We start from the raw sequence: 14,114 nt of genomic DNA, 5'->3' as shown, positions 1-14,114 counted from the left end.
ATTAAAAGTATTCTAAAGAAAGCTATTCATATTTTGCTTTTCTTTTACGTTCTTTTTCCTGATAGTCTTCTTCTTGTTTTATTTTATCTTGATCTACTGGTTCTTCTTTGGTGATTTTGTCTTTTTTATTTTTCTTTTTAGGCTTTTTTACTTTACCAAGTCTTGTTAGCTCTTCTTTATGTTTATCATCATAACGTATTGAAAAACCAATTCCTCCGTAAAGTAATGAAGGTGTGTTTTTTAAATTTTTGCTTATAGAAGCATCAATTTGCACGTTTCTTGACAATAAATAAGCTGCGCCGCCTCTAAAAATTGCATCACTATATAGATCGCTTTTGTATCCCTGATTTTCTACAAAACCAGACCATTTACTATTGAAACCTCTTGTTAAAGTTAAAATGTATCCATATCCAGAATTATCAGTACCTATATAATCTGCAATGATGTTAGATACTAATACCCATTTGGGGCCAAAATGGTTTTGAGTAATCAACATTATTTTTGGAGAAATACCTGATTTGGTTGAATAAAAATTGAGTGTATTTGAACCATATGCATAAGGATTGTCCTTAAAAACAAAATTAGCTCCGGCAAATATTGAAACAGCAGGAATTAATTGACGCCAGCTAAATTTTTTATTTGCATCATAACTGTAAATATTAACATCTCCTTTATGGTTCTTAAACGGATCATAAATTAAATATTTTGCTCCTAAAACTGTTTGTCTAAAGTCATTTTTCTTAAAACTGGTTGCCGGGGTAGTAAACTTTTCATTTTGATATTGAATATCTGCGATAAATTCCAGCTGTTCAAGGAAAAGGCCCCATCGAAGTGTGAAATCACTACCAAAACCTGAGGCGTCATAATTTTGTGTATCATGCTTTTCATTGATTCCATAAAAACCAACTTCAGCCTGAATCACGGATTTTCCAACAGAGAATGCAGACATAGTTTCGCCTGGGCGATTAGAGTTAATAACATCTGTGTATTGAGCAAAAAAGAATTTTGGAAATAAAAATAAACCTAGTATAAAAAAGTTTTTAATTTTTAACATATACGTATTTTTTGATTAAAAAGTAATAACGCATTTCAAATGTACTATATTTTATTATTTATTTAAGATTGATATTTTAATTTTAAACAATGGATTTATTAATTTTGAAAAAAATTATATGATTATGCAAGAAGCATCTTTTTCAGGTTTAATGAGAGCCATTGTTTTTATGATAGCTTTTTATTATATTTTTAAATTTTTAGCAAGAATCTTTTTGCCGGTTTTGGTAAAAAAAGCAGTTGAAAAAGCGGGAGAAAATTTTCAGAGACAACAACAATATAGCCAGGGTAATACATGGCAGAACAATCGTAATAATAATGATGAGATAATCATCGATACAGCGAATGTAAAAAATCCTCGCGAAACCAAAAAAGTTGGAGATTATGTTGATTACGAAGAAATAGATTAAGTTTGTAATCAAAATAATTAATTATCCCTTAACCAAACCTGCCAAAATTGAAAATAATAAATAAATTCTACCCGCATGCCCTTGTTATCCTGGGTTTTATTCTCGTTTCTTTAATTTATTTTTATCCTGTTTTACAAGGAAAACAAATTTTTCAGTCGGATATTGCCCAATATACCGGTATGGCAAAAGAGCAAAATGATTTTAGGGCAGCAGAACATTCAGAACCATATTGGACGAATTCTGCTTTTGGCGGTATGCCTACTTACCAGCTTGGGGCTAATTATCCAAATGATTATGTGGGAAAAATAGATGATGTTTTACGTTTTTTACCTCGCCCTGCGGATTACTTATTTTTATACTTCTTAGGATTTTACGGGCTGTTATTGGTTTTGAAGACGGATCCTTTAAAAGCATTTATCGGAGCAATTGCGTTTGGATTCTCAACGTATCTTATTATTATTCTCGGAGTTGGTCATAATGCAAAAGCACATGCAATTGCTTATATGCCACTTGTTATTGCAGGATTTATACTGGTTTTTCAGAAAAAATATATTTGGGGAGGTTTGCTCACCATGTTTGCGGTTGCGTTAGAAATTAATGCAAATCACTTTCAGATGACGTATTACTTACTGATTTTCTTATTGATACTTTCAGGTTATTTTGCTTTCAATTTTATTAAAGACAAAGAATATAAGCCGCTTTTCATTTCGATTGGTACTTTGACGATAGCAGGTATTTTTGCTATTGGAGCCAACGCTGGAAATTTATTAGCGACTAGTGAATATGCTAAATATAGTATTCGTGATAAAAGCGAATTGACTTTTAATCCTGATGGATCTAAAAATGAAACAACGGCCGCAATGACAACTGATTATATAACCGAATACAGTTACGGAATTGCAGAAAGCTTGAATTTAATCGCACCCAGAATTTTTGGAGGTTCAAGTCATGAAAATGTAGGTACAGATAGTCGTATGTATTCGTTTATGATTGAGCAGGGAGTCCCTTCTGATCAAGCACAAGACTTTGTTTCGGGAATGCCAACTTATTGGGGAGATCAGCCAATAGTTTCAGCTCCTGCTTATATAGGAGTTGTGGTTTTCTTTTTGGCTGTTTTAGCTTTGTTTATTGATGAAAGAAAAATAAAATATGTATTTCTTGCAGGAGCATTGTTTACTTTGATGCTATCTTGGGGTAAAAATTTTTCCGTTTTAACGAATTTCTTTATTGAGTATGTTCCAATGTACGATAAATTTAGAGCAGTTTCTTCGATACAGGTTATTCTTGAATTGTGTATTCCTGTTTTAGCTGTTATGGGCTTACAATCGTTTTTTAAAGCTAAAGACGAACCAAAACTACAACAAAAAGCCTTAATACAAACTGGAGTTTTTGGGGTTGGGGTATTAGCTATTTTAGTGCTTGCTAAAGGAATGTTCCACTTTACAGGAATGAGCGATAGTAATTATATGCAAACATACGGACCAGCTTTTGTTGATGCTTTAAAAGATGATAGAATGAGTTTGTATTCTGCTGATTTATTGCGCTCGGGATTTTTTATTGTGGTTACATTTGGAATTTTATGGTTGTTTATTAAAAACAAGTTTTCACAGAATACAACTTTAATTATTGTTGGCATTTTGATGATTTTTGATTTGTTTTTTGTGGATAAAAGATATGTTTCGGCTAAAGATTTTGTAAGCCCGGTTCAAATTGCAGCTCCATTTCAGGAAACGCCTATAGATGCGAAAATTCTGGAAGATAAATCAATTTATCGTGTATTTGACGTTCAGGGACAACTACAGGGAAGATCTTCTTATTTTCATAAAACAATTGGAGGTTACAGTGCTGTACGACCACGCAGAATGCAGCAATTAATGGATTATCAAATTCAAAAAGGAAATATTGAAGTTCTTAATATGTTGAATGTTAAGTATGTAATTCAAACAGATAAAGAAGGAAAAGAATTTCCTGTTGCTAATCCTGAAGCTAACGGAAATGCATGGTTTGTGAGTACAGTAAAACTTGTAAATAAACCAGACGATGTCATGAAAGCTTTAGACCATATTGATACTAAAAATGTTGCTGTATTTAATGTTCATGAGTATGAAGGTAAATTTAAAAATGCCCGTTTAAAGAAAAACTGGGACACAACTGGAACTATTAAAGTTGTCGAGTATAAACCAAATTACATTAAATATCAATCTGATAATGGAAGAGATGGTTTGGCAGTATTCTCTGAAATATATTATAAAGATGGTTGGAATGCTTACATTGATGGTAAATTAACAGATCATTTCCCTGTAGATTATGTGTTGAGAGCAATGGAAATTCCAGGCGGAAAACATACCGTTGAGTTTAAGTTTGAACCTCAGATTGTAAAAACCGGAAGTACAATTACATTAGCAAGTTCAATTGGAATGCTTCTTTTATTGATTGGTGGAATTTATTTTGAAAGAAAGAAGCAAGAAAATAGTAAATAAAGGAAAAGATACTATGTTTTTTTAAATCGTATATTTGAATATGAAACCAAAAGGCATAAATAAAAGTACGATTCAAAATAAAGAATCAAAATCTATAACTTCTGATTTACAAAAGTTGTATTCTGAAAGAATAGAGCGTTTTATGGCATTGGTTGAACTTTCTTATGCCTTAAAAACGTCTCCTAGAATTATTCAGAAAAAATAATGCTTCAAGAAATTTTAAATATTTGGAAAGTATTCAACGAAAATAATGTTCGTTATTTAACTATCGGTGGTTTAGCAGTAAATATTTATGGTTACATTCGAAATACCGGGGACATTGATATTCTAATAGAAGATACTTTAGAAAATAGAAAAAATCTGCGATTGTCTTTTGCTTCAATTGGAATTGGTGATTTTCCTCAAATTGAAACAATGCAATTTGTTGCAGGTTTTACAGATTTTACGATTTCTTATGATTTAAGATTAGATGTGATGACTTCGGTTAAAGGTTTAGAGAATGAAAACTTCGAGAATTTATTTCAAAATGCAACGATTGTAATTTTGCAGGAAGTACCTGTTTATTTTTTAGATTATACCAGTTTGATTAAAACGAAAAAGGCTTGTAACAGACTAAAAGATCAACTGGATATTGAAGAATTGAATAAACTTAACGACAAAAAAGAATAAAAAAAAATATACCTGGCTTAAATTCTTAAACTTGAAATCAAAAAAAATTTTAATAATTACTTACTATTTTCCACCAGCTGGAGGTCCGGGTGTACAGCGTTGGCTTAAATTTGTAAAATATTTGCCTGAATTTGATATTCAGCCAATTGTTTATGTTCCTGAAAATCCAACTTATCCAATTATTGATGAAGGTTTGGTTAGTGAAATATCTGATAAGGTAATTGTTCTTAAAAATAAAATTTGGGAGCCTTATCAATTGGCTTCGGTTTTTTCAAAAAATAAAACAAAGAAAATCAGTTCCGGAATTTTTCCACATCAAAAAAAACAGACTTTTTTAGATAAAACTTTTCTTTGGGTCAGAGGAAATTTATTTATTCCGGATGCACGTGTCTTTTGGGTAAAACCTTCAGTTTCTTATTTGGAAAAATACATTAAAGAAAATAATATTGATATTATTGTTACGTCTGGACCACCCCACAGTCTGCATTTAATTGGTTTAGAATTAAAACAAAAGTTAAATGTAAAGTGGTTTGCTGATTTCCGTGACCCCTGGACTACGATCGGTTATCACAAAGCTTTGCGATTATCGGGTTATGCAGCAAAAAAACATAAAAAATTAGAACATAAAGTACTTAATACAGCTGATACGATTATTGTGACGAGCAAAACTACCAAAACGGAGTTTCAGGCCATAACCAATAAACCAATTTCGGTAATCACAAACGGTTATGATATTGAGAATGTAGAGAAGCAGACTTTAGATACCAAATTTACTTTAGCACATATCGGATCGTTTTTATCAGACAGGAATCCTCAGTTTTTATGGGAATGTTTAGTTGAATTATTGAATGAATTTCCAGATTTTAAATCGCATTTGGAAATTAAATTAATTGGTGCAGTAAGTCAGGAAGTGCTTGATTCTATTGCTAAATTTAATCTAAATGATTATCTGAATCTTTTAGGATATGTTTCGCATCATGAAGCAATTGCGCATCAAAAAAAATCACAGGTTTTACTTTTGATAGAGATTAATTCTGAAGATACTAAAAGTATTATCCCGGGGAAATTATTTGAATATATGGTGTCAAATCGTCCAATTATTGCGATAGGTCCGCAGGGTTCTGACTTTGCCGATATCATCACGCAGACAAATACAGGAGTATTTTTTGATTATTCTGAAAAAGCGAAGCTAAAAAGTGTAATTTTGGACTTTTATAATCAATTTTTGGAAGGAAAATTACAAGCTAATGGCATTGGTTTACAACAATATTCCAGAAAAAACCTCACCAAACAATTAGTGCAATTGATTAATGAATCATAGCTTGCAAAAAATTAAAATCTAAATTCAGAATTCCAAAAATGGGTATTGTCTTAAATCAGTCTTTCAAAAACACTATTATTACATATTTCGGCTTCGGAATTGGAGCTATAAACACACTTTATTTGTATCCTGTTTTTTTGGGAGCAACTTATTATGCATTAACCAATTATATTCTGTCTGCAGCAAATGTAATCATGCCTTTGTTTGCTATTGGAATGCAGAATACACTGGTCAAATTTTATTCGCAGTACAAAACTGAAGAAGAAAGAGAGCAATTCTTATCGTTCACGGCGTTATTTCCGATATTGATGTGCATTCCGTTGGGAATTATCGGAATCTTTTTCTTCGATGATATTACAGCTTTTGTGTCTAAAGAAAATCCTGTTGTAAAAGAATTTATGCTTTTAATTCCGTTTATAGGAATTTGTATGGCCTATTTCGAAATTTTTTATGCCTGGGCGCGAGTACATATGCATTCGGTTTTTGGGAATTTTATAAAGGAAGTGGGACTTAGGTTGTTCTCCTCTTTTGCATTGGTGGGTTTGTATTTTCATTGGATAAGTTTAGTCCAGTTTGTTTACATAACTGCAGTAATTTATTTCATTGCCTTTTTAATTACCATGTTTTATGCCTTTTATATCAAACGGCCTAATTTTCAGATCACAATTCCGGAGAATGTAAAAAGCGTAATGGAATACACTTTTTTTATTATTCTGTCAGGAAGTGTTGCCAATTTACTTTTAGACGGTGATAAATTGATGCTAAACCAGTATATGAAAATTGAGAATATTGCTTATTATTCTGTTGCCACTTATATTGCTTTGGTAATCTCAGTTCCGAGTCGTGCGATGCATCAGATTGTATATCCTATTACAGCTAAATTAATGCACGATAACAAACATGACGAACTGAATACATTATACAAGAAAACCTCAATAAATCTGCAGTTTGTAGGTGGTTTTGTAATGCTTTGTATTTTTGTAAATATCAGCCAGTTATATGAACTGGTTCCTAAAGAATACAGCGGCGGAATCCCGGTTGTATTTATGATTGGTTTGTCTAAATATTTTGATTTGATTTTAGGGAATAATAATGCCATTATTTTTAATACCAAATACTACCGAATGGTCTTATATTTAGGATTGCTTTTAGTGTTTTTAACCTTTGTTTTAAACATGATTTTTATTCCTATTTGGGGAATTTTCGGTTCGGCCTTTGCTACTTTATTGTCGATTACCTTATATAGTTTGGCTAAATTGCAATTTGTGGTTAAGAAACTTCATCTATATCCATTTACAAACCAAACCATACATTCTATTTTACTAACCTTTGCCTTGTTTTTGTTATTTTACTTCTGGGAATTTCCTTTTTACCAACTTATTAGTATTGCTTTAAAGTCAATTTTAGTAACAATTCTATATGTATACCTGAATTATAAGTTTAAAATTTCACCGGATATTAATAATGTTATTGATTCACTTTTGAAGAAAATAGGAATTAAAATTTAGTATGATTTCATTGGAAAAAACAGAAAGTGAATTTTAAATAAAAATAAAATTTATTAGTTTTTTAATAATAAAGAGAATTATAACCCGTTGATAAGTAATTACTAATATTATAAATAGGGAGTTGTTTATTTTGCAATTTATGGGGTAAAAACGAACTTTATGTTTTCAAATTATTATAGAATCCTCTTTTATGCTGAAAAATCACTTATAAATCACTAAAAGTTGGTATTGTTTGAGGCAATGAGTTTTTGTATTTTTGTAAAACCAAATACTCAAAGTAAAGCCTGATTAATTTAAATTAATGATTATGAAAAGCACTCAGTTCAATACAGAAGAAAGTTTACAAGTATTTTCTAATATGATTTCTAAGAAGGTTCATAATGGATTTGTACTTGAGGAACGTAACGACAAAATGCTTTTTGCTGTACTTTCAAAAGGAGGGAAAACTGTAAATCATGGATTCAATTTCATAATTTTTTGTTTAACATTAGGTTTATGGTCGGTTGCATGGTTGTATCTTACCATTGAATCAACAAAACAAAAAAAGATTTTAGTAGCTATAGATGAAGATGGTATTCCTTTTGAAGAAAGATGTTTAGTTGCTTAGCAATTAAAGGATTAAAAAAATAGCCACGAATTATTTCTTATTACAATTATTAAGTAAAAAAGAAGTAGTTCGTGGCTAATTTATTTTAGTTAAGTTTTTCTTTTAAATAAATTCCTGTAACGGATTTTTTCACTTTCACAATTTCCTCAGGAGTTCCCACAGCTAATAAATGCCCTCCGTTTTCTCCGCCTTCAGGGCCTAAATCAATAATCCAGTCGGCACATTTTATAAGATCAAGATTGTGTTCGATTACTATTATTGAATGTCCTTTTTCTATCAAAGCATCAAACGAAGCCAATAATTTTTTGATGTCATGAAAATGTAAACCCGTAGTAGGTTCATCAAATACAAATAACGCTTTATCTTTTGTAGCGCCTTTTACTAAAAATGAAGCAAGTTTAATACGTTGCGCTTCACCTCCGGAAAGGGTAGAAGAAGATTGCCCTAATTGTACATATCCTAAACCTACATCCTGAAGCGGCTGCAGTTTTTGAGTAATTTTTGCCTGTTTGTTTTTTTCGAAAAAAGCAATAGCATCATCAATAGTCATAGTCAGGATATCGTTGATATTTTTGTTATCAAAAGCGATTTCTAAAACTTCTTTCTTAAAGCGTTTTCCGCCACAGGTTTCGCATGGCAATGAAACATCGGCCATAAAAACCATCTCAACATTTATAGAGCCTTCTCCTTTACAGGTTTCGCAACGTCCTCCGTCAACATTAAAAGAAAAATGTTTGGCCTGATAACCTCTTACTTTAGATAATTTTTCTTTTGCATACAAATCACGAATATCATCGTAAGCTTTAATATAAGTTACAGGATTTGATCTCGAACTTCTTCCAATCGGGTTTTGATCCACATATTCGATATGTTTTATTTGAGAAAAAGAACCGTTTATTTCGCTAAACTGACCTGCTTTTTCGGATGCACTTTCCAGCTTTTTTTGCATTGCCGGAAACAAAATCTTTTTAATCAGCGTACTTTTTCCACTTCCTGAAACTCCTGTTACCACAGTTAAGACATCTAAAGGAAAAGTAACATTAATATTTTTTAAGTTGTTTTCCCGGGCACCAATAATTTCAATATGATTTTTGAATTTTCTTCTCTTTTTCGGAACAGAGATTTCTAAATCACCATTTAGATATTTCGCTGTTAAAGACTCTGATTTTAAGATTTCATCATAAGTTCCCTGCGCAACAAGATGTCCTCCAAAAGTACCGGCTTCCGGTCCAATATCGATAATCATATCGGCGGCTTTCATAATATCCTCGTCATGTTCTACAACGATAACAGTATTGCCCAAATCACGAAGTGAAAGCAAAACCTTTATCAATCGTTCAGAATCTTTTGGATGTAAACCAATACTTGGCTCATCCAGAATATACATCGATCCTACTAAACTGCTTCCTAAAGAAGTTGCAAGGTTTATACGCTGCGATTCTCCTCCTGAAAGTGTTGCTGAATTTCTGTTTAAGGTTAGATAATCTAAACCAACTTCAGTCAAAAATGACAAACGATTGTTGATTTCTATCATTAAACGCTTTGCAATTTGCTGTTCATAGACGTTTAAATCTATGTTTTTGAAAAAAGTAACCAAATGTTTAATCGGTAAATCAACCAAATCAGAAACCGTTTTACCATTAATTTTTACATACGATGCTTCTTCACGCAAGCGTTTTCCGCGGCAGGCGTAACATTTTGTTTTCCCACGATAACGGGACAACATCACACGATTCTGAATTTTATAATTTTTTTCTTCGAGTTCTTTAAAGAAATCATTCAAACCCTGAAAATATTGATTTCCTTTCCATACTAAGTCTTTTTGATCTTCAGTAAGTTCAAAAAAAGGTTTATGAATAGGGAAATCAAACTTGTAAGCATGTTTTACCAACTCATCTTTGTACCAGCTCATGCTTTCTCCTCTCCAGGGATAAATAGCACTTTCAAAAATTGATAAAGAAGTATTCGGAATAACCAGATCTGCATCAATTCCAATAATGTTTCCGTAGCCTTCACAAACAGGGCAGGCTCCATAAGGATTATTAAAACTGAATAAATGAACGTTTGGCTCTAAAAATGTAATGCCGTCCAATTCAAAATTATTGGAATATGAAAATCTTTTATCCGAATTTAATTCCTGCAAGTAACAAATCCCTTTTCCTTCAAAAAAAGCAGTTTGTACAGCATCGGCCAAACGGTTATAGAATTCTTCCTCTTCTTTGACTACGATTCTGTCAATGATAAGCAGTATATCTTTATTGTCTAACTGATGAAGGTTTGCACCAGCAAATTCATCCAAACGAATCATTTCGTTATTAACGAGAATACGGGCAAAACCTTGCTGTAAAAGTACTTTTAGTTTGTCTTCGAGCTGACGGCCCTCTTCGAGATGAATAGGGGATAAAAGAAGCCATTTGCTATCAAGCTCAAGAGTTTTTACATCTGAAACAACATCGGTAACGGTATTTTTTTTGACTTCCTGACCGGAAATGGGCGAATAAGTACGACCAATTCTGGCATATAAAAGTTTCATGTAATCATAAATCTCAGTCGAAGTTCCAACTGTCGAACGGGCATTGGTCGTATTTACTTTTTGCTCAATCGCAATTGCAGGCGCAATTCCTTTGATGTATTCGACTTTAGGTTTGTCCAGACGTCCTAAAAACTGACGTGCATATGATGATAAACTTTCAACATAACGACGCTGTCCTTCAGCATATAAAGTATCAAATGCCAGGCTCGATTTTCCTGATCCTGAAAGCCCTGTAATTACGACAAGTTTATTTCTGGGAATAGCAACATCTACATTTTTTAAATTATGTACCTGCGCGCCTTTAATGATAATATTATGTTTTGGGTCGAGTGTAGAAAGATCAATTTGCATAAAAAAGTCAATTTCTACAAAAGTAATCAATTTTGAATTTAGTTTCGTTAAGGAGATTGTTCCAAATTTTAACTAATTGTTCCAAAATTGCCATGTTTTTTGGATTGCTGTTTTTTTTGATAAAAACTTGTTATTTCAACATAAAATAAGCTATTTTAGAACTGTTTTTGTAATAAATTAATACCACAACCAATTTGAAATCAAAATTGTATATACTGTTTATTTTGGTGAATTTTAGCCTGTTTTCTCAGGAACTTCCGCCAATTGTAAAATATCCATCAACTGTTTATGGTGCAGGAAACCAGAGCTGGATGATATCTCAGGATGGACGGAATTATTTATATTTTGCTAATAATGAAGGGCTTTTGGAATATAATGGTACAAATTGGCAATTGTATCCGACTCCTAATGAAACAATAATGCGATCTGTGAAAGTAATTGATGATAAGATTTACACAGGCTGCTACATGAATTTTGGTTACTGGACAAGACAATCAAACGGAAAACTTAAATATACGTCTCTTAGTGACTCCATTAAAAATAAAATACTTGACGATGAACAGTTTTGGAATATTCTAAAGTATGATCAATGGATCTTGTTTCAGTCGTTAAACAGGATTTATATTTATGATACAAAAACGAAAACGTTTAAAATTATTTTGCCTAAAAATGGTGTTGTAAAATCGTTTAGTACTAAAACTTCTATTTATTATCAGACTATAAATGAAGGACTTTTTGAAATTGAAGGCGGAAAGGGCAAACTGATTTCGGATAATCCTATTTTAAAAAAATATACGATTGTAAATGTTTTCACTCTCGACGATGGTTTATTGATTCAGACTCAAATAGATGGATTTTACAAGCTGACAGGGACATCTTTATCACCTTTTAAAACTGATGTTGATTCAGAATTAAAATCGGGTTTTGTCTATAGCAGCCAGCACCTTCAGGATGGGAGTTATGCATTAGGAACAGTTTCTAATGGTGTTTTTATTTTGTCAGGTACAGGAAAACTTAGATACCATATTTCACAAAGTAAAGGCTTGAGCAATAATACAGTTTTGTCTTTGTTTGAAGATAAAGATCAAAATGTGTGGGTTGGTCTTGATAACGGGATCAATTGCATCAATCTGCAGACGCCTGTACATAGTTTTACTGACGATACAGGAGTTTTAGGAACTGTATATGCTTCTATTGTGTATAATGGAATGTTGTATGTAGGAACGAATCAGGGATTATTTTGTAAAAAGTATCAGAGTAATGGTGAATTTCAATTTATAAGCGGAACAAAAGGACAGGTTTGGTCTTTATTTGCTTATGATAATACGCTTTTTTGCGGTCATGATTCGGGAACTTTTATTGTAGATAATGCATCGGCAAGAAGTATTTTTTCAGGTTCAGGAAGCTGGAAGTTTGAACCTGTTCCAAATACAAAAAATCAATTGATTCAGGGGAATTATTACGGAATTTCGGTTTTAGAAAAAGTAAATAATCAATGGAAGTTTAAAAATAAAATACAGGGTTTTGATTATTCTGCACGTTATTTTGAAATTGCCAATAATTTAGATGTGTATGTTAGTCATGAATACAAAGGTATTTTTAGATTTCAACTGGATAAAAGTCTTTTAAAAGCAAAAGATTTCTATGCTTATTCTTCTCCAAAAAAAGGAAAGAATGCGAGTCTGACAAAATTTAATAATTCGATTTATTACGCTTACAAAGAAGGGATTTTTAAACTAAACCCGAAAACAAAACAATTTGAAAAAGATAAGTTACTAAGCTCTATTTTCGAGAAAGATGAATATACTTCGGGTAAGTTAATTGTAGATGATTCTAATAAAATATGGCTTTTTTCTAAAAATTATATCCATTATTTTTCTGCAAGTAAACTTAGCAACCAACTGAAACAAAATGTGATTCCGATTCCGTCTTCATTGACCAATTCGATGCTGGGTTTTGAGAATATTACTCAAATTTCAAAATCAACCTATTTAATCGGAACTACAGACGGATATTATATTCTTGATATTGATGATTTAAGTTTTAAAAACTATACAGTTTCTATTTCGGAAATTTCAATAAATAAGCAAAACCAAACCTTAAAAGATGTTATATTAAATCAGGAAGGGCGTTTTAAATCAAATGAAAATAATATCACTTTAAATTATACAGTTCCGGAATACAATAAATATATCAACACTGAATATCAATATCTTTTAGAAGGGTTTCAGAACGACTGGAGTGAGTGGAGTACGAAATCTTCTGTGAATTTTAAAAATTTATCACCGGGGAAATATACATTCAAAGTAAGGGCAAAATTTGCTAATACCATTTTGCAAAATACAGCTGTCTATACATTTGTTGTTTTAAAACCATGGTACCTGACAAACCTGGCCTGTTTTATTTATTTCCTTATGATGCTTGTGCTGGCATATTTTATAAACAAGGCATATCGTAATTTTTATCAGAAGCAAAAAGAGAAATTGATTGAAGAAAATAATCTTTTATTAGAAATTAAGGAGCTTGAAAATGAACAGCAGCTTATGAAACTAAGAAATGAGCAATTGTCGCAGGATGTAGATAATAAAAACAGGGAGCTGGCAGTTTCGACAATGAGTTTAAACAGTAAAAACGAGCTTTTGGCTTTTATAAAAGAAGATTTAAAGAAAACAACCCAGGATGATAATAAAAATATTAAATCAGTTATCAGAACCATAAACAATAACATTACAGAAGAAGATTCATGGAAAATCTTTAAAGAAGCTTTTGATAGTGCCGATAAAGATTTTCTTAAAAGAATCAAGCAACTTCATCCTCTCTTAACTCCAAACGATTTAAGGCTTTGTGCCTATTTGCGATTAAATCTTTCCTCAAAAGAAATCGCTCCGCTATTCAATATTTCTGTCCGAAGTGTTGAGATAAAAAGGTATCGTTTACGCAAAAAAATGGATTTGCAGCACGAAATTGGTTTAGTAGAATATATTCTGGCTGTATAGTAGAATATAAATCATCTCAAAACACCTATACATTACCACAACATTAACGTTTTATTGTGTTTTTAACACTTAAAACGTTAACAAAATTAACATTCTCTATTGGTTATAAAACAGAGAGTATTTTGTGATATATTAAAATTAAGTTGTGTTTTTTTATGATGTATGTTTTTTGTTGAGGTTAATTTT

The 14,114-nt window shown here is 31.6% G+C and carries 10 protein-coding genes; 8 read left to right on the top strand and 2 right to left on the bottom strand.

Annotation, left to right across the window (positions count from 1 at the left end):
• Positions 1-22 precede the first annotated feature (22 nt).
• A complete protein-coding gene (locus PMI10_RS11275) occupies positions 23-1,054 on the bottom strand; it encodes a transporter (protein ID WP_007807856.1) in 1,032 nt (343 codons plus the stop codon).
• Between the two features lie 124 nt (positions 1,055-1,178).
• Here PMI10_RS11275 and PMI10_RS11270 point away from each other — a divergent pair, with 124 nt between their 5' ends.
• From PMI10_RS11270 to PMI10_RS11245, 7 genes are all read left to right on the top strand, one after another.
• A complete protein-coding gene (locus PMI10_RS11270; RefSeq protein ID WP_035631766.1) occupies positions 1,179-1,463 on the top strand; it encodes a DUF4834 family protein in 285 nt (94 codons plus the stop codon).
• Positions 1,464-1,510: 47 nt separating this feature from the next.
• The gene (locus tag PMI10_RS11265) at positions 1,511-3,943 is read left to right on the top strand and encodes a YfhO family protein (RefSeq protein ID WP_007807852.1); all 2,433 of its coding nucleotides are present in this window, start codon (positions 1,511-1,513) and stop codon (positions 3,941-3,943) included.
• Between the two features lie 40 nt (positions 3,944-3,983).
• On the top strand, positions 3,984-4,148 hold the full coding sequence (locus tag PMI10_RS22075; RefSeq protein WP_007807850.1) for a hypothetical protein: 165 nt from the start codon (positions 3,984-3,986) through the stop codon (positions 4,146-4,148).
• Entirely contained in the window at positions 4,148-4,612 is a 465-nt protein-coding gene (locus tag PMI10_RS11260; protein ID WP_007807841.1) for a hypothetical protein, read from the top strand. The genes PMI10_RS22075 and PMI10_RS11260 overlap by 1 nt, the downstream gene beginning before the upstream one ends.
• A gap of 31 nt (positions 4,613-4,643) precedes the next feature.
• The gene (locus PMI10_RS11255) at positions 4,644-5,933 is read left to right on the top strand and encodes a glycosyltransferase family 4 protein (RefSeq protein ID WP_007807839.1); all 1,290 of its coding nucleotides are present in this window, start codon (positions 4,644-4,646) and stop codon (positions 5,931-5,933) included.
• Positions 5,934-5,971: 38 nt separating this feature from the next.
• Complete coding sequence (locus PMI10_RS11250) at positions 5,972-7,441, top strand: lipopolysaccharide biosynthesis protein (RefSeq protein WP_007807837.1); 1,470 nt, start codon at positions 5,972-5,974, stop codon at positions 7,439-7,441.
• 307 nt (positions 7,442-7,748) lie between these two features.
• Positions 7,749-8,048, top strand: coding sequence for a hypothetical protein (locus PMI10_RS11245; protein WP_007807834.1), 300 nt, complete (start codon positions 7,749-7,751; stop codon positions 8,046-8,048).
• A gap of 85 nt (positions 8,049-8,133) precedes the next feature.
• On the opposite strand, the gene uvrA is transcribed toward PMI10_RS11245, so the two are convergent.
• Entirely contained in the window at positions 8,134-10,932 is a 2,799-nt protein-coding gene (uvrA, locus tag PMI10_RS11240; protein WP_035631765.1) for an excinuclease ABC subunit UvrA, read from the bottom strand.
• 206 nt (positions 10,933-11,138) lie between these two features.
• Here uvrA and PMI10_RS11235 point away from each other — a divergent pair, with 206 nt between their 5' ends.
• Positions 11,139-13,928 (top strand): triple tyrosine motif-containing protein, encoded by a 2,790-nt coding sequence (locus PMI10_RS11235; RefSeq protein WP_007807830.1) that lies wholly within the window; start codon positions 11,139-11,141, stop codon positions 13,926-13,928.
• Positions 13,929-14,114 lie beyond the last annotated feature (186 nt).

The sequence above is a fragment of the Flavobacterium sp. CF136 genome (assembly GCF_000282055.1).
Taxonomy (GTDB): Bacteria; Bacteroidota; Bacteroidia; order Flavobacteriales; family Flavobacteriaceae; genus Flavobacterium.
The sequence above is the reverse complement of the archived record's forward strand: the minus strand, read 5'-3'. Positions and strand labels throughout refer to the sequence as shown.

What these genes read in the sequence shown, in the direction of transcription:
- PMI10_RS22075 (WP_007807850.1), top strand. Translation starts at nt 3,984, where the DNA reads ATGAAACCAAAAGGCATAAATAAAAGTACGATTCAAAATAAAGAATCA.
- PMI10_RS11245 (WP_007807834.1), top strand. Translation starts at nt 7,749, where the DNA reads ATGAAAAGCACTCAGTTCAATACAGAAGAAAGTTTACAAGTATTTTCT.
- PMI10_RS11270 (WP_035631766.1), top strand. Translation starts at nt 1,179, where the DNA reads ATGCAAGAAGCATCTTTTTCAGGTTTAATGAGAGCCATTGTTTTTATG.
- PMI10_RS11250 (WP_007807837.1), top strand. Translation starts at nt 5,972, where the DNA reads ATGGGTATTGTCTTAAATCAGTCTTTCAAAAACACTATTATTACATAT.
- PMI10_RS11275 (WP_007807856.1), bottom strand. Translation starts at nt 1,054, where the DNA reads ATGTTAAAAATTAAAAACTTTTTTATACTAGGTTTATTTTTATTTCCA.
- uvrA (WP_035631765.1), bottom strand. Translation starts at nt 10,932, where the DNA reads ATGCAAATTGATCTTTCTACACTCGACCCAAAACATAATATTATCATT.
- PMI10_RS11260 (WP_007807841.1), top strand. Translation starts at nt 4,148, where the DNA reads ATGCTTCAAGAAATTTTAAATATTTGGAAAGTATTCAACGAAAATAAT.